This window comes from Amycolatopsis iheyensis, assembly GCF_024703995.1.
Classification (GTDB): Bacteria; Actinomycetota; Actinomycetes; order Mycobacteriales; family Pseudonocardiaceae; genus Amycolatopsis; species Amycolatopsis iheyensis.
Genome location: NZ_JAMXQV010000009.1, coordinates 277,021 through 291,130, shown reverse-complemented (window position 1 = coordinate 291,130; position 14,110 = coordinate 277,021). Strand labels below are relative to the sequence as shown.

Sequence of the window (14,110 nt, the reverse complement as noted above, 5' to 3'; positions counted from 1 at the left end):
AGCGTGCCCCACGGAATGTTAGCGCTAACACTCCGCCTGGTCCCCCGACGCGCCGAAGGAACCAACGATGAAGTTGTTCTCCCCGCGCCGTTTCGGCGTCGTGCTGGCCGTCGTGGCCGCGCTCGTCCCCGCCGGCACCACCGCCACCGGCGCCGCGCCCCGGCCGCCCTCCCCGGTCCGCGAAGCCGCGAGCACCCTCTCCGTGCCGAACGTCGACGACGTCCGGGGCAACCTCACGCTCCCGACCACCGGCCCGGACGGCACGAGCGTCAGCTGGACGTCGTCCGCGCCGGCCGTGATCACCCCGACCGGCGAGGTCACCCGGCCCGCGACCGGCGCCCGGCCCGCCCGAGTCGAACTGACCGCCAGGGTCAGCCTCGGCCGCGAGAGCGCCACCCGGCGCTTCACCGCCACCGTGGTCCCCAAGCCGGCCCGGGAACCGTTGGCCGGCTACAGCTTCTTCTACTTCACCGGTGAGGGCACCTCCGACGGCGAGCAGATCTACTCGGCGCTCAGCAAGGGCAACGACCCGTTGAACTGGACCGAGCTCAACCACGGCCGCCCGGTGCTGAAGTCCAGCCTCGGCGAGCTCGGCGTGCGCGACCCGTTCATCCTGCGCTCGCCCGACGGCGACAAGTTCTACCTGCTGGCCACCGACCTGCGCATCTACGCCGGGCGCGGCTGGGACGCCGCCCAGCGCACCGGCAGCCGGTCGATCATGGTCTGGGAGTCGACCGACCTGGCGCACTGGTCGCGCCAGCGCAGCGTCCAGGTGTCCCCGCCGACCGCCGGCAACACTTGGGCCCCGGAAGCGTTCTGGGACGCCGAGCGCGGGACGTACGTCGTGTACTGGGCCTCGAAGCTGTACGCCGAGAACGACCCGGGCCACACCGGCGACACCTACAACCGGATGCTGTACGCCACGACTCGCGACTTCGTCACCTTCAGCGCGCCTAAGGTGTGGAACGACCCGGGCTACTCGGTGATCGACTCGACGGTGCTCAAGAACCAGGACACCTACTACCGCTTCACGAAGGACGAGCGCAACAACACGTCCTCGACGCCGTGCAGCAAGTTCATCACCGAGGAGAAGTCCACCGACCTGCTCGACCCGCACTACGGCTTCGTCGCCGACTGCGTCGGCAAGGCGACGGCGACCAGCCCCGGGCTGTCAGCCGGCGAAGGACCCACCGGGTTCAAGTCCAACACCGAGGACAAGTGGTACCTGTTCATCGACGAGTTCGGCGGCCGCGGGTACGTCCCGTTCGAGTCCACCGATCTCGACTCGGGCCGGTGGACGATGTCGGCGGGCGCGCACCTGCCCGCGTCGCCGCGCCACGGCACCGTCCTGCCGGTGACGCAGGCGGAGATGGACCGGCTCAGCGCACCCCGGCGCCGGTCCGGGCCGACGCGGACGGCCTGGTCGCGCACTGGCCGCTGGACGAGAAGTCCGGCCGGGTCGCGGCCGACTCGACCGGCCACGGTTACGACGGCGCCCTCGCCGGTGACGTCTCGTGGGCCGGCGGCTCGCTGAGCTTCGGCGGCGTCAACGGGCACGTCCAGCTGCCGAACAACCTGCTGACCGGCGCCACCGCGGCCACCGTGTCGGCCGACGTCCTCGTCGACCCGGCGCAGCAGACGCCGTACTTCCTGTGGGGACTGGGCAACACCGCGAGGGACGGGACCGGCGACGGCTACCTGTTCGCCACCGGCGGCACCGCGAGCGGCGGCCTGCGCGGGGCGATCGCGACCGGGAACTGGACCACCGAACAGCAGGTGGCGTCGAGCGGCGGGCTGCCGCGCGGGGTCTGGAAGAACGTGACGCTGACCGTCGGCGACGGCGTGGCCGTGCTCTACCTCGACGGCGTCGAGGTGGGCCGCAACGCGAACGCCACGATCAAGCCGTCGGACCTCGGTGGCGGTGTCACGGCGGCGAACTACCTCGGCCGCTCGCTGTACGCGAGCGACAAGTACTTCCGCGGGAAGCTGAAGGACGTGCGCCTCTACGACCGGGCCCTCACCGGGCTCCAGGTGGCGACGCTGCCGGCCAACAGCACGACGATCCGCTCGGTGGCGCTGGCTTCGCTGAAGACGCCGGCCGTCATCGACCCGGGCGCGTCGAGCGTGGTGCTGCCGGTCCGGCCCGGGACCGACCTGCGCCGGCTGGCGCCGGAGTTCGGGCTGGCGCCCGGGGCCACGATCGCGCCGGCGGGCGGGCCGGTGGACCTCAGCCGGCCGCGGCGGTTCACCGTCACCGGCGCGGGCGGTGAGCGTCGCGTGTGGACGGTCGAGGCGCACGAGACACGCAGTCCGGCCCTGCCCGGGTACCACGCCGACCCGAACATCGTCGCGTTCGGCGACACGTACTACCTGTACCCCACGACGGACGGCTTCGACGGCTGGAGCGGCACGAAGTTCTCCGCGTGGTCGTCCAAGGACCTGGTGCACTGGACGGACCGGGGCGTCATCCTCGACCTGGGGCCGGACGTGAGCTGGGCCGACAAGAACGCCTGGGCGCCGACGATCGCGCAGCGCGGTGGGAAGTACTACTTCTACTTCTGCGCGGAGGCCAAGATCGGCGTGGCGGTGAGTGACTCGCCCACCGGCCCGTTCGTCGACTCGGGGAAGCCGTTGATCGCGCGGAACCCGGACGGCGGCCAGGCGATCGACCCGGCGGTGTTCGTCGACCCCACCGGGCAGCCGTACCTCTACTGGGGCAACGGGAACGCGTACGTGGTGCCCCTGAACGACGACATGGTGTCGTTCGCCCCGGCGAAGATCACCCGCCTGAGCGGGCTGGACGACTTCCGCGAGGGCCTGTTCATGGCGGAGCGGAACGGGACGTACTACCTCAGCTGGTCGATCGACGACACGCGCAGCGAGGACTACCGCGTCGGCTACGCGACGGCGGCCTCGCCGACCGGGCCGTTCACGAACCGCGGGCTGATCCTGGGCAAGGACGCGCACCTGGGCGTGCTCGGCACCGGCCACAGCTCGATGCTGCGGGTCCCGGGCACCGACGACTGGTACCTGGCCTACCACCGCTTCGGCATCCCGGGCGGCGACGGCACCCACCGCGAAACGACGATCGACAAGCTGACGTTCCGCCGCGACGGCACGATCGTCCCGGTCACGCCGACCCTGGAGAGCGTGCGGCCGCAGCGGATCCCGCAGTGCCGCGGGGCGGTCCGGCCCGGATGACCACGATCCGGTGAGACGGAGATCACGAGCAGCCACGTTTACCCGGGTTCAGCCCGGGTAACCGTCGCCCGTTGAGGTTGCTCAGCTTCTTCCGTCCAGGAGTCGTTTTGATGACCAGCGTTCTGACCGATGGCCTCGAGAACGCCCGCCCGGTGCCGGTGCCCCGCCGCCGGCCGGTCGCGTCCGAGGCGCTCGGGGAACTCACCCGGCTCGCTTCCCTCGCCGAACTCGCCCGCCGCTCGTCGCCGTCGCTCATGCACCACGCCATCCTCGCCGGCACCAGCCCGGCGACCGTGGCCGCCGCCGCGAAGATCGACGTCGCCGAGGCACACCTGCGCTGGCACGCGTGGGCCGACACCGCCGTCGGCCTCGAGGAGTACCTCCGCGTCCACGCCGCGTTCGCCGAAGCCGTCATCGCCCGCCACGAAGCCTTCGAGGACCAGCTGTGAAGACGCAGGACACGACGACCCTGGCCGACCTCGAAGCACTCGGGGACGCGGCCACGGAGCTGCTCCGGCAGCTCACGGAGGAACTGGCAACCGCGGCTTCACGCCGCTGAGCCGCTCCCCTGCACGTCCCCTGGCTCGTAGGCGTAGATCCAGCCGTTGTCCCGCAGCGGGTCCCCGCTCGCGAACGCCGCGTCCCGCGCCCGCTGCTCCGGGCCGTCCGGCAGGTGGTTCACGTGCGCCCGGCCGTGGCTCGCCTCCTGCAGCCGCGTGGTGCGGGGGATGCGCAGCGACTCGTAGCGCCGCAACGCCTCCTCCGGCGGGGCCGAAGCCAGGCACGTCGCCAGCACCGCGGCGTCCTCGACAGACTGCGCGGCGCCTTGGCCGAAGAACGGGAACATCGGGTGCGCCGCGTCGCCGAGCAGGGTGACCGGGCCGTGGCTCCAGCGGGTCAGCGGCGCCCGGTCCAGCAGCGCCCAGCGGCCCGGCGTGCCGCCCGCGCGGATCAGCTCCACCAGCCGCTCGTCCCAGCCGTCGAACTCCGCGAGGAACTCTTCGACCGTCGCCGTCGCCGTCCACGACTCCGTCGCGTAGCCGCCCGCCGGGGCGAACGCGACCAGGTTGACCAGCCTGCCGCCGGCGACCGGGTAGTGCACCAGGTGGTGGCCCGGCCCGAGCCACAACGTCTGCGCGCGCCGCCGGGCCAGTGCCGGCGCGCGCTCGGCCGGCACCAGAGCCCGGAACGCGCACAGCCCCGAGTACGCGGGCGCGGCGGACTCGACGAAGGCCGCCCGCACGACCGAATGCACGCCGTCCGCGCCGACGACCACGTCGGCCTCCGCCCGGGAGCCGTCGGCGAACCGCAGGCCGACCCGCGAACCCACCTCGACCGACACGCACCGCTTCCCCAGCCGCACGGTTTCCGGCGGCACCGCCGAAGCCAGCGCGGCCAGCAGCGCGGCCCGGTGGACGGTGTAGGTCCGTTCGCCGTACAGGTCCTGGCACGCCTCGCGGAGGTCTTCCGAGGAGAGCACGCGCCCGTCCGCCCAGCGCCGGAACTCCCAGCCGACGTCGAGGCACACGGCGTCGGCGGCCAGCGTGTCGAGCACGCCGAGCCGGCGGAGCAAGCGGGCCAGGTTGGGCGCCACGACCAGGCCGGCGCCGATCTCCTTCAGCTCCCGCGCCTGCTCGTACACGGTGCACCCGAGCCCCGCCCGGCGCAGGAACGCGGCGGTGGCGAGCCCGCCGATCCCACCGCCGAGCACGGCGATCACGGGCGCTGCGGTCATGACCCGAACATACGCGGTGATCAGGGCCTGCTGGCGTGTCAGCGGCCGTGTCAGCGCCGTGGCCGCGGGGTGTCAGGGCGACCGGCGAACGTAGTCCTCGCAAGCCGGAACCACCACCGAGGAGACCACGATGCAGACCTTCGCCACCCCCGCCCCGATCACCGCCGTCCTCGACTTCGCGGCCGGGTCCGTGCAGCTCGTCGCCGCGGACCGCGCCGACACCACCGTCGAGGTCGGGCCGGCCGACGCCGCCAAGAACCGCGACGTCAAGGCCGCCGAGCAGACCACCGTGAGCTACGCCGACGGCGTCCTGCGGATCCACACGCCGCAGGGCAAGAACCCGTACTTCGGCCCGGGCGGGTCGGTGCGGATCACCGTCGGGCTGCCCGCCGGCTCCCGCGTCGAAGCCAAGGCCTCGGCCGCCGAGCTCGACGGCGTCGGCCGCCTCGGCGACGTGACGTTCGACGGCGCCTACCGCCGGATCAAGCTGGCTCGGGCGGCCACCGTCCAGCTCACGGCGACCGACGGCGACGTCGAGGTCGGCCACCTCGAGGGTGCCGCGCAGATCAGCACCGCCCGCGGCGACATCCGCATCACGGAGGCGGTCCGCGGGGACGTTGTGCTGAGCACCCAGTCGGGCGGCATCACGGTCGGCGCGGCCGCCGGTGTCTCGGCCTCGCTGGACGCCGGCACGTCGTACGGGCGTATCAGCAACACGCTGAAGAACACGGGCGCGGCAGAGCTGACGATCCGCGCCACGACCGCCCAGGGCGACATCGCCGCCCACAGCCTCTGACGGGCCGGCAGTGCCACGGGTCACCAGCGCCCCAATGTGGCCTTGGTTGCGTCAGACGCACCCAATGTGGCCTTCGGTGCGTCTGACGCACCGAAGGCCACATTGGGGCGCTTGGGGTCAGGCACCCGGAGCGCTGTCCAGCCGCGGGAAGAGCCGGGCACAGTTGCGCGTCGTGAGTTCGCGCCAAGTCGTGCCCTCGGGCTGCGGGGCCGCGTCGATGGCCGCCAGCTGGGCGTCCACCGCTCGGGGCGGGGTCCAGCAGAAGTCGCTGCCGTACAGGAGCCGGTCCGTGCCGAACGCGCGCTCGAACGCCGGGACCTGGTGGGGGAACGGTGTTCCCGCCAGGTCGAACCAGAGGGTGCCGAGCTGCTCCTGGATCGTCGGGCCGCCCGGGTCGCCCGCCAAGCCGGTGCGGAACAGCTCGAGCCGTTCGGCCAGCAGCGGCAACACTCCCCCGCCGTGCGTGAACACCCACGGGATGTCCGGGTACCGCGGGAAGACCCCGGTGAACGCCAGGTCGCTGACCGCCCGGCCGGTGTCGAAGAGGAACTCCAGCATCGGCCGCGGGCGGCCGAGCGCGATCTCCGCCGCGTGCGGTGGCGAGGTCGGGTGGACGAACACCGGGGTGCGCCGCCGGTACAGCTCCGTCCACAGTGGCGCGAAGGCCGGGTCGCCGAGGTAACGCCCGCCCGCGTTGGTCTCGATCGTGACGCCGTCGCAGCCCAGTTCGTCGACCGCGTACGCCAGTTCCGCGAGGGCACCGTCCACATCGGGCAGCGGCAGGGACGCGAAGTGCCCGAACCGGTCCGGGTGCGCCCGGCGGGCTTCGGCGCCGGTGTCGTTGACGTGCCGCGCGAGTTTTCCGCGCCGCCGCGTCGTCTCCGAAGTGGACGCCGGGCGAGGAGATCGAGAGCAGCGAAACCGCGACTCCCCAGCGGTCCATCAGCTCGAGGTGCGCCGACGCGTCCCACGTGGGCCAGCCGGGCATGCCGTCCGGCGAGCCGTGCCCGGCGGCGATCGCGGCTTCGACGTACTCCGGGGTGAGGAAGTGCGCGTGGACGTCGACCAGCCCGCTCACGCGACCACCTCGCCGGCCGCCCAGACGCGGCGGATCCTCGTGGTCGCCGTGATGTCCCGGGTCGGGTCGCCGTCGACGAGCACCAGGTCCGCGCGCAGCCCTTCGCGGACGGCGCCGCGGTCCGGCAGCCCGAAGTGCCGGGCGGGCAGCTCGGTCGCCGCCCGCAGGACGTCCACTTCGGACAGTCCGGCGCCGAGCAGCAGCGCCAGTTCTTCATGCAGGCTCACGCCCTGGACGACCGGGACCGGCAGCATCGGCGCGGAAAACGCGTCGGTGCCCGCCAGGATCGGCACGCCCGCCGCGTGCAGTGCCGCCACGGAGTCCCGGCTGAACTCGTACCCGGCCGCGCCGAGCTTGGTGGTGAGCGCGTCCATCATCGTCAGCGTGGGCACCGCGACCTGGCCCTGCTCGACCATCCGCGACGTCGTCTCGGCGTCGAGGACGCCGTCGCGCGGGACGTGCGTGATCACGTCGGCCCCGGCCCGCACCGCGCGCCGGTAGGCGTCGACTGACGACGCGTGCGCGACGGTGCGCTTGCCGTGTTCCCTGGCCGAAGCGACCACGGCGTCGATCGTGGCCTGGTCGAGGAGGTCGCCTTCGATGACGACCTTGACGTAGTCGGCCCCTTCGGCCACGCGGCGGGCGACGAACTCGGCGGCCTGGCCGGGCGCGGTGAGGATGGCCTCGGCCGGCATCCCGGGCATCTTCGCGTGGTTGCCGCCGGGCCCGATGGCCGGCACGCCCGCGCTGCGGATGTCGGGCACGCGCCCGCGGAAGGAGTCGACGCGCTCACGCGGCCAGCACGCCATGTCGAGCGCGGTGGTGACCCCGTGGGCGGCGAGCGCGCTCAGGTCGTCGGGTGCCAGCAGGTGGACGTGCGCGTCGATCAGCCCCGGCAGCAGGGTCGCGCCCGCGCCGTCGAAGTCTTCGGCGCCGGCCGGGTCGGCGCCGATCAGCGGGCCGTCGACGACCACGGTCGTGGGCTCGGTCAGGCGCGCGCCGTCGAAGACACGGACGCCGGTCAGGGCGGTCTTGGTCATGATGCCTTTCCGGGAAGCCAGGTGGAGAGCGAGTCGTAGCGGTCACCGGCGGCGGGGTACTCGCGCGGGACCACCTCGGCCGGGGTCACGACGCGGGCTCGGCGCTGAGGCTGGACTCCATCAGGATCTCCTTGGTGCGGTTGACGTGCGCCTCGAACCGGGCGACGGCCAGGTCGGCGTCGTGGGCCAGGGCCGCGTCCACCAGGCCCTGGTGCTCGCCCGCGACGTCGCGGTGGCGCTCCTCGCCGGCCACGCCCGACCAGGCGCGGTACAGCTCCGCCGCGTCCGAGAGGCGGGTGCAGATGTCCAGCAGCACGACGTTGCCGCACGCCTTGATCAGCGCGTGGTGGAACTCCAGGTGCGCGCGGGCCCACTCTTCGTTCCGCCGGGCCGGCGATCCGGGCAGGATCATCGGCTGCCCCGCGAGCCGGTGGTGGGCGGCCAGCACCTCCGACTCCCAGGTGACACCACCTCGGGTCACCGAAAGCCGCAGGGCCGAGCCCTCGTTGATCGCGCGGGCTTCGGTCAGGTCGGTCAGCGCCCGCATCGACAGCGGCGTGACCCGGAACCCGCGGTTGCGGTCGACCTGCACGAGGTCCTTCGCCGCGAGCAGGCCCAGTGCCTCGCGCACGACGCTGAGGCTGACCTCGAACTCCGCGCTCAGCTCGGCGGGCTTGACGCGCTCGCCCGGGGCCAGTTCTCCGTTGAGGATCGCCGATCGCAGCCGGTGGTACACCGACACGGCCAGGCTCTCGCCACCCGCTCTCTTCGCCATGCCGAGACGATAACACACTCTTCGTCAGAGAATCGATTCTTGTCTTGACAGTCGTATATCAACGGCAGAGTATGACTTCGGACCCCAACCGAAAGGCACTCCGATGCGGATCGCCAACCTCGCCGGCCGGCTCGTCCTCCTCACCGAAGCCGGCGCCGTCGACGTCGAGCGCGCCAGTGGGCAGCGCTTCGCCGCCGACCCCCACACCGTCTACGCCCGCTGGGACGAGTTCACCGCCTGGGCCGCCGAAGCGCCGACCGCCGACGCCGAGGCATTCGACGAAGGTGACCTGCGTGCGCCCTCCCCCACCCCGGCCCAGGTCTTCGGGGTCGGGCTGAACTACCGCGAACACGCTGCCGAGTCCGGGCTCGGACTGCCGGACTCCCCCGCCGTGTTCACGAAGTTCCCGAGCTGCCTGACCGGCCCCACCGGCGAAATCACACTCACCGGGTCCACTGTGGACTGGGAGGTCGAGCTCGTTGCCGTCATCGGCCGCGAGGCGCGCAACGTGCCCGCCGAACGCGGCTGGGCGCACGTCGCCGGGCTGACCGCCGGCCAGGACCTCTCCGACCGGACGGTGCAGCTGGCCGGTCCGGCCCCGCAGTTCAGCCTCGGCAAGTCCGCGCCCGGCTTCGGGCCGACCGGGCCGTGGCTGGTCACGCCGGACGAGTTCGCCGACCGCGACAACCTCGCGCTGAGCTCGGAGGTCAACGGCGAAGCCGTGCAGAAGGGCCGCACCAACGACCTCATCTTCTCGGTGCCCGAGCTGGTCGCGCGGCTCTCGGCGATCCTGCCCCTGCGGCCCGGCGACGTGATCTTCACCGGCACGCCGTCGGGCGTCGGCCAGGCCCGCAGCCCGCAGCGGTTCCTCGCCGCCGGCGACGAGCTCGTCACCACGATCGAGGGCATCGGCTCGATGCGCCACCGGTTCACGGACCCGTCATGACCACCGTGGACGGAACCCGGTTCCGTGCGGTGATGGCCGCGGTCTGCGCCCCGGTCACGATCGTCACCACCGCCGGCCCGCACGGCGCGACCGTCAGCTCGTTCACCTCGCTCTCGCTCGACCCGCCCCTGGTGAGCGTCGCCTTCGACCGGCGATCGGCGCTGCTGGCCGAGATCCTCGACACGGGCCGGTTCGGCGTGAACCTGCTCGGCCAGGGCCAGGACGACCTCGCCGTCCGGTTCGCCACCCGCGGCGCCGACCGGTTCGGCGGCGAGACGGCCTGGTTCACCGACGACGGCCTGCCCCGGCTCCGCGACGCCGCCGGCTGGGTCGCGTGCGACCTGGACCGCGTCGTCGAGGCCGGCGACCACCTCCTGCTGTTCGGCCTGGTCACCGCACTCGGCCGGACCGAGCTGCCGCCGCTGGTGTACGCCCACCGCACCTTCGGCACCCACTCCCGCTACGCCGAGCGGCCCCGCCCGCTCATCACCGACCAGATCGCCGCCTGCGCCCGCTGACCCGCTTGGAAGGACACCGCCGTCATGACCCTCGCGACCGAACAGCCCACGCCCACCCTCGACCAGGTCCTCGCCCGGATCGCCGACATCCAGCCGCTGCTGGAGAAGAACGCCGCCCGGGGCGAAGCCGACCGGCGGGTCGTCGAAGAGAGCATCGCCGCGCTGACCGAGGCCGGCGCGTTCAAGATCGCCCAGCCCCGCCGCTACGGCGGCTACGGCCTCCCGGTCCGCGCGATGCTCGACGTCTCGGCCGCGGTCGCCGAAGCCGACGGCGGCACCGCCTGGGTCGTCGCGCTGAGCAACGTCTGCGCCTGGCTCGCCGGGCTCTTCAGCGTCCAGGCCCAGGACGACGTCTGGGGCGCGAACCCCGACGCCAAGGTGTCGGGCGTGCTCTCCCCGACCGCCGAAACGACCAAAGCAGACGGTGGCTGGCGGGTCACCGGGCGCTGGTACTACAACTCCGGCTCGTGGCACGCCGACTGGGCCGGCCTCGGCATCCCGCTGACCGACGAGCGCGGCGAGGTCGTCGACCAGGGCATGGCCCTGGTCCCCCGCACCGACCTCGGCTTCGAGGACACCTGGTTCGTCGCCGGGATGCGCTCGTCGGGCTCCAACTGCCTGATCGCCGACGACGTCTTCGTGCCCGAGCACCGGGTGATGTCCGTGCCGCCGTCGATCGCCGGGCAGTACGCGAACGGCGAGCCCGAGGAGGACCTGTTCCGGGCCGCGCTCGTCCCGGTGCTCACGCTGGTGCTGGCCGGCCCGCAGCTCGGCCTCGGCCGCAAGGCGCTGAAGATCGTCAAGGAGAAGGCCGCCCGCAAGGCGATCTCCTACACGAACTACGCGACCCAGGCGGAGTCCGTCGCCTTCCAGCTCCAGCTGGCCGAAGCCGCGATGCGGATCGACACCGCCCACCTGCACGCCTACCGCGCGGCCGACGACATCGATACCGCGTCGGCCGGCGCCTACCCCGATCTCGAAACCCGCGCCCGGACCCGCGCCGACACCGGCTGGGCCGTCGAGAACATCACCCGGGCCATCGACATCCTGCTCTCGGCACACGGCGCGGGCAGCTTCGCCGAGGTCAACCCGCTGCAGCGGATCTGGCGCGATTCCGCGGTCGCCGCGCGGCACGCGATCGTGCTGCCCGCGGTCAACTACGAGGTCTACGGCAAGGCCCTGCTCGGGCGCGACGACCAGATCACCCCGCTCATCTGACCCGGAGGAACCCCGTCATGAGCCTGCACCGCCTCACCAAGATCGCCATCGGCGTCCCGGACGTCGACGCGACGGCCAAGTACTACACCGAGTTCGGCCTGACGCCGACCGCGTCCGGGTTCGCCACCGCCGACGGCGGCGAACAGCTCGAACTGCGCCGGAGCAAGCAGCGCCGGCTGCTCACCCTCGGCATCGGCGCCGACGACCCGGACGACCTCGGCCGGATCACCGCGTCCCTGGCCCGCCTCGACGTCGAAAGCCGCATCGAAGGCGCGGCACTGTACACAAAGGACCCGAGCACCGGGCTCGACGTCGTCGTCTCGGTCGCGCCACGGCTGAAGCAGGAGCCGCCGGAACCGGTGGCCTACAACGGTCCCGGTTCGATCCAGCGGGCCAACACCCGGGCGCCCGGCATCGACCGCGAGCCGGCGGTGCGGCCGCGCAAGCTCGGGCACGTCGTGTTCGGCTCGACCGACCAGGCCGCGACCCAGCGGTTCTTCACCGAAGGCCTCGGGTTCAAGGTCAGCGACGAGGCGCCGGGACTGGCCGCGTTCATGCGTTGCTCCACCGACCACCACAACGTGCTGGTGCAGCAGGCGCCGGTGAGCTTCCTGCACCACACGTCGTGGGAGGTCGACGACGTCGACGAGGTCGGCCGCGGCGCCACCGCGATGCTCGAAGGCCACCCGGAGCGGCACACCTGGGGCCTGGGCCGGCACTACATCGGCTCGAACTTCTTCTGGTACCTGCGCGACCCGGCGGGCAACTTCTCCGAGTACTACTCCGACATCGACTGCATCCTCGAGGACCAGCTCTGGGAGCCGCGCGTGGTCGCCGGCGAGAAGAGCCTCTACGCGTGGGGCCCGCCGCCCCCGCCGTCGTTCCTGGCCCCGGAGGACCTGGCGGACCTGATGACCGACGCCCACGACGGCGCATGAGCGAGCTGGACGTCTTCGGCCGCGGCTTCGCCTCCTACGCACAGCTGTGGCGCTGGTCGGTGACCGACCTCGAAGGGTTCTGGGCGAGGGTCTGGGACCACTTCCAGGTCCGCGGGACCTACGACCGCGTCCTCGGCTCCCCGGAGATGCCCGGCGCGCAGTGGTTTCCGGGCGCGGAGCTGAACTACGCCGAGCACATGCTGGACGGGACTGCCGATCAGCTCGCCGTGCTCGCCCACTCGCAGACGCGCTCGCCGGCGTCGCTGACCTTCGGCGAGCTGGCCGACCAGGTCGCCCGGGTTCGCGCGGGGCTGCGGCGGCTGGGCGTCGGCCGGGGCGACCGCGTGGTGGCGTACCTGCCGAACATCCCGGAGACGCTGGTGGCGTTCCTGGCGTGCGCGTCGCTCGGCGCGGTGTGGGCTTCGTGCGCGCCGGAGTTCGGGGCGCGCAGCGTCGTCGACCGGTTCGCGCAGATCGAGCCGGCGGTGCTGCTGGCCGTCGGCGGCTACACCTACGGCGCCAAGGAAATTGACAAGAGCGCCGACGTCGCCGCGATCCGGGCCGGGCTGCCGTCGGTGCGGCACGTCGTCGGCGTCCCGTATGGACAGTACACAGTGGACTCAGATGTCGGGTGGCCCGAGCTGCTCGGCTCGGCGCCGGAGCCGGGGTTCGAGCGCGTGCCGTTCGACCATCCGCTGTACGTGCTGTTCTCCTCGGGGACGACCGGGCTGCCGAAGGCGATCGTGCACGGCCACGGCGGCATCCTGCTGGAACACCTGAAGGCGCACGCGTTCCACCTGGACACCCGGCCGGGCGACCGGCTCCTGTGGCACACCACGACGGCCTGGATGATGTGGAACGTGCTTGTCTCCGGCCTGCTGCGCCGGGCGGCGATCGTGCTCACCGACGGGAACCCGCTGTACCCGGACCTCGGGGAGCAGTGGCGGCTGGCCGCGGGCGCGACGCTGGTCGGCACCAGCCCGTCGTACCTGATGGCGTGCCGGGCGGCCGGTGTCTCGCCCGGGCACCTGCCGGAGCTGCGGACGCTGGGTGTCACGGGGTCGCCGCTGCCCGCGGAGGGGTTCGACTGGGCGACCGAGCGGCTCGGGGTCCCGGTGAACTCGATGTCGGGCGGGACCGACATCTGCTCGGCGTTCGTGGCCGGGAACCCGTGGGTGCCACCGCGGCGGGGCGAGCTGACCGCGCCGTGCCTGGGTGTCGACGTCACGGCGTTCGACCCGGCCGGGCAGGAGGTCGCCGGCTCGGTCGGCGAGCTGGTCGTGCGGCGGCCGATGCCGTCGATGCCGGTGGGGTTCTGGAACGACCCCGGGCACCGCCGCTACCGCGCCGCCTACTTCGACACCTACCCGGGCGTCTGGCGGCACGGTGACTGGGTGACCAAGACGCCAGAAGGCGGCTTCGTGATCTCCGGTCGTTCGGACGCCACGCTCAACCGCGGCGGCGTCCGGCTGGGCACGGCCGAGTTCTACGCCGTCGTCGAGGAGCTGCCCGGCGTCGAGGACTCCCTGGTGGTGCACCTGGAAGACGGCGAAGGCGGACCGGGCCGGCTGCTGCTGTTCGTCGTCGCCCCGGCCGGCCTCGACGACCCGTTGCGGCAGCGGATCCGGCAAGCGCTGCGCGAGCAGCTCTCGCCGAGGCACGTCCCGGACCGGATCGAAGCGGTCCCGGCGGTGCCCCGGACGCTGACCGGCAAGAAGCTGGAGAAGCCGATCAAGCAGATCCTCCTCGGCCGCCCGCCCGAGGAGGTCATCGCCCCGGACGCGATCAGCGACCACGCGGCGGTGGCCGCCTTCCGGGCCGTGGACTCAACCGCCAGCGGTGTTCGGGCGTGAACAGGGGCAGCC

11 protein-coding genes and 1 pseudogene are annotated in these 14,110 nt (G+C 72.7%); 8 read left to right on the top strand and 4 right to left on the bottom strand.

Going from position 1 to position 14,110, the window contains the following annotated elements; all coding sequences use genetic code 11:
* Window positions 1-67: 67 nt before the first annotated feature.
* Both M8542_RS50805 and M8542_RS20185 read left to right on the top strand, forming a co-directional pair.
* Window positions 68-3,201, top strand: a pseudogene (locus tag M8542_RS50805) (family 43 glycosylhydrolase).
* Window positions 3,202-3,311: 110 nt separating this feature from the next.
* The gene (locus M8542_RS20185) at window positions 3,312-3,650 is read left to right on the top strand and encodes a hypothetical protein (RefSeq protein ID WP_257921759.1); all 339 of its coding nucleotides are present in this window, start codon (window positions 3,312-3,314) and stop codon (window positions 3,648-3,650) included.
* A gap of 98 nt (window positions 3,651-3,748) precedes the next feature.
* On the opposite strand, the gene M8542_RS20180 is transcribed toward M8542_RS20185, so the two are convergent.
* Window positions 3,749-4,936, bottom strand: coding sequence for an FAD-dependent monooxygenase (locus M8542_RS20180; RefSeq protein ID WP_257921758.1), 1,188 nt, complete (start codon window positions 4,934-4,936; stop codon window positions 3,749-3,751).
* A gap of 130 nt (window positions 4,937-5,066) precedes the next feature.
* On the opposite strand from M8542_RS20180, the gene M8542_RS20175 reads away from it, so the two are divergent.
* The gene (locus M8542_RS20175) at window positions 5,067-5,732 is read left to right on the top strand and encodes a DUF4097 family beta strand repeat-containing protein (protein ID WP_257921757.1); all 666 of its coding nucleotides are present in this window, start codon (window positions 5,067-5,069) and stop codon (window positions 5,730-5,732) included.
* A gap of 117 nt (window positions 5,733-5,849) precedes the next feature.
* Here the strand turns inward: M8542_RS20175 and M8542_RS20170 are convergent, their stop codons facing one another.
* From M8542_RS20170 to M8542_RS20160, 3 genes are all read right to left on the bottom strand, one after another.
* The gene (locus tag M8542_RS20170; RefSeq protein WP_504970528.1) at window positions 5,850-6,515 is read right to left on the bottom strand and encodes an amidohydrolase family protein; all 666 of its coding nucleotides are present in this window, start codon (window positions 6,513-6,515) and stop codon (window positions 5,850-5,852) included.
* Window positions 6,516-6,806: 291 nt separating this feature from the next.
* Window positions 6,807-7,850, bottom strand: coding sequence for an amidohydrolase family protein (locus tag M8542_RS20165; RefSeq protein WP_257921756.1), 1,044 nt, complete (start codon window positions 7,848-7,850; stop codon window positions 6,807-6,809).
* Between the two features lie 85 nt (window positions 7,851-7,935).
* On the bottom strand, window positions 7,936-8,625 hold the full coding sequence (locus tag M8542_RS20160; protein ID WP_257921755.1) for a GntR family transcriptional regulator: 690 nt from the start codon (window positions 8,623-8,625) through the stop codon (window positions 7,936-7,938).
* 103 nt (window positions 8,626-8,728) lie between these two features.
* Between M8542_RS20160 and M8542_RS20155 the strand changes: the two genes are divergently transcribed.
* The 5 genes from M8542_RS20155 to M8542_RS20135 are packed head-to-tail and all read left to right on the top strand — an operon-like array spanning window position 8,729 to window position 14,098.
* Window positions 8,729-9,571, top strand: a complete 843-nt coding sequence (locus M8542_RS20155; RefSeq protein ID WP_257921754.1) for a fumarylacetoacetate hydrolase family protein — start codon at window positions 8,729-8,731, stop codon at window positions 9,569-9,571.
* Window positions 9,568-10,089: a flavin reductase family protein gene (locus tag M8542_RS20150; protein WP_257921753.1), complete on the top strand. Its 522-nt coding sequence runs from the start codon at window positions 9,568-9,570 to the stop codon at window positions 10,087-10,089. The genes M8542_RS20155 and M8542_RS20150 overlap by 4 nt, the downstream gene beginning before the upstream one ends.
* A gap of 24 nt (window positions 10,090-10,113) precedes the next feature.
* Window positions 10,114-11,307 carry an acyl-CoA dehydrogenase family protein gene (locus M8542_RS20145; protein WP_257921752.1) on the top strand — a complete coding sequence of 398 codons (1,194 nt, stop codon included), beginning with the start codon at window positions 10,114-10,116 and terminating at the stop codon, window positions 11,305-11,307.
* 17 nt (window positions 11,308-11,324) lie between these two features.
* A complete protein-coding gene (locus M8542_RS20140) occupies window positions 11,325-12,245 on the top strand; it encodes a VOC family protein (protein ID WP_257921751.1) in 921 nt (306 codons plus the stop codon).
* Window positions 12,242-14,098 carry an acetoacetate--CoA ligase gene (locus tag M8542_RS20135; protein ID WP_257921750.1) on the top strand — a complete coding sequence of 619 codons (1,857 nt, stop codon included), beginning with the start codon at window positions 12,242-12,244 and terminating at the stop codon, window positions 14,096-14,098. The genes M8542_RS20140 and M8542_RS20135 overlap by 4 nt, the downstream gene beginning before the upstream one ends.
* Window positions 14,099-14,110 lie beyond the last annotated feature (12 nt).

What these genes read in the sequence shown, in the direction of transcription:
- M8542_RS20185 (WP_257921759.1), top strand. Translation starts at nt 3,312, where the DNA reads ATGACCAGCGTTCTGACCGATGGCCTCGAGAACGCCCGCCCGGTGCCG.
- M8542_RS20180 (WP_257921758.1), bottom strand. Translation starts at nt 4,936, where the DNA reads ATGACCGCAGCGCCCGTGATCGCCGTGCTCGGCGGTGGGATCGGCGGG.
- M8542_RS20175 (WP_257921757.1), top strand. Translation starts at nt 5,067, where the DNA reads ATGCAGACCTTCGCCACCCCCGCCCCGATCACCGCCGTCCTCGACTTC.
- M8542_RS20165 (WP_257921756.1), bottom strand. Translation starts at nt 7,850, where the DNA reads ATGACCAAGACCGCCCTGACCGGCGTCCGTGTCTTCGACGGCGCGCGC.
- M8542_RS20160 (WP_257921755.1), bottom strand. Translation starts at nt 8,625, where the DNA reads ATGGCGAAGAGAGCGGGTGGCGAGAGCCTGGCCGTGTCGGTGTACCAC.
- M8542_RS20155 (WP_257921754.1), top strand. Translation starts at nt 8,729, where the DNA reads ATGCGGATCGCCAACCTCGCCGGCCGGCTCGTCCTCCTCACCGAAGCC.
- M8542_RS20150 (WP_257921753.1), top strand. Translation starts at nt 9,568, where the DNA reads ATGACCACCGTGGACGGAACCCGGTTCCGTGCGGTGATGGCCGCGGTC.
- M8542_RS20145 (WP_257921752.1), top strand. Translation starts at nt 10,114, where the DNA reads ATGACCCTCGCGACCGAACAGCCCACGCCCACCCTCGACCAGGTCCTC.
- M8542_RS20140 (WP_257921751.1), top strand. Translation starts at nt 11,325, where the DNA reads ATGAGCCTGCACCGCCTCACCAAGATCGCCATCGGCGTCCCGGACGTC.
- M8542_RS20135 (WP_257921750.1), top strand. Translation starts at nt 12,242, where the DNA reads ATGAGCGAGCTGGACGTCTTCGGCCGCGGCTTCGCCTCCTACGCACAG.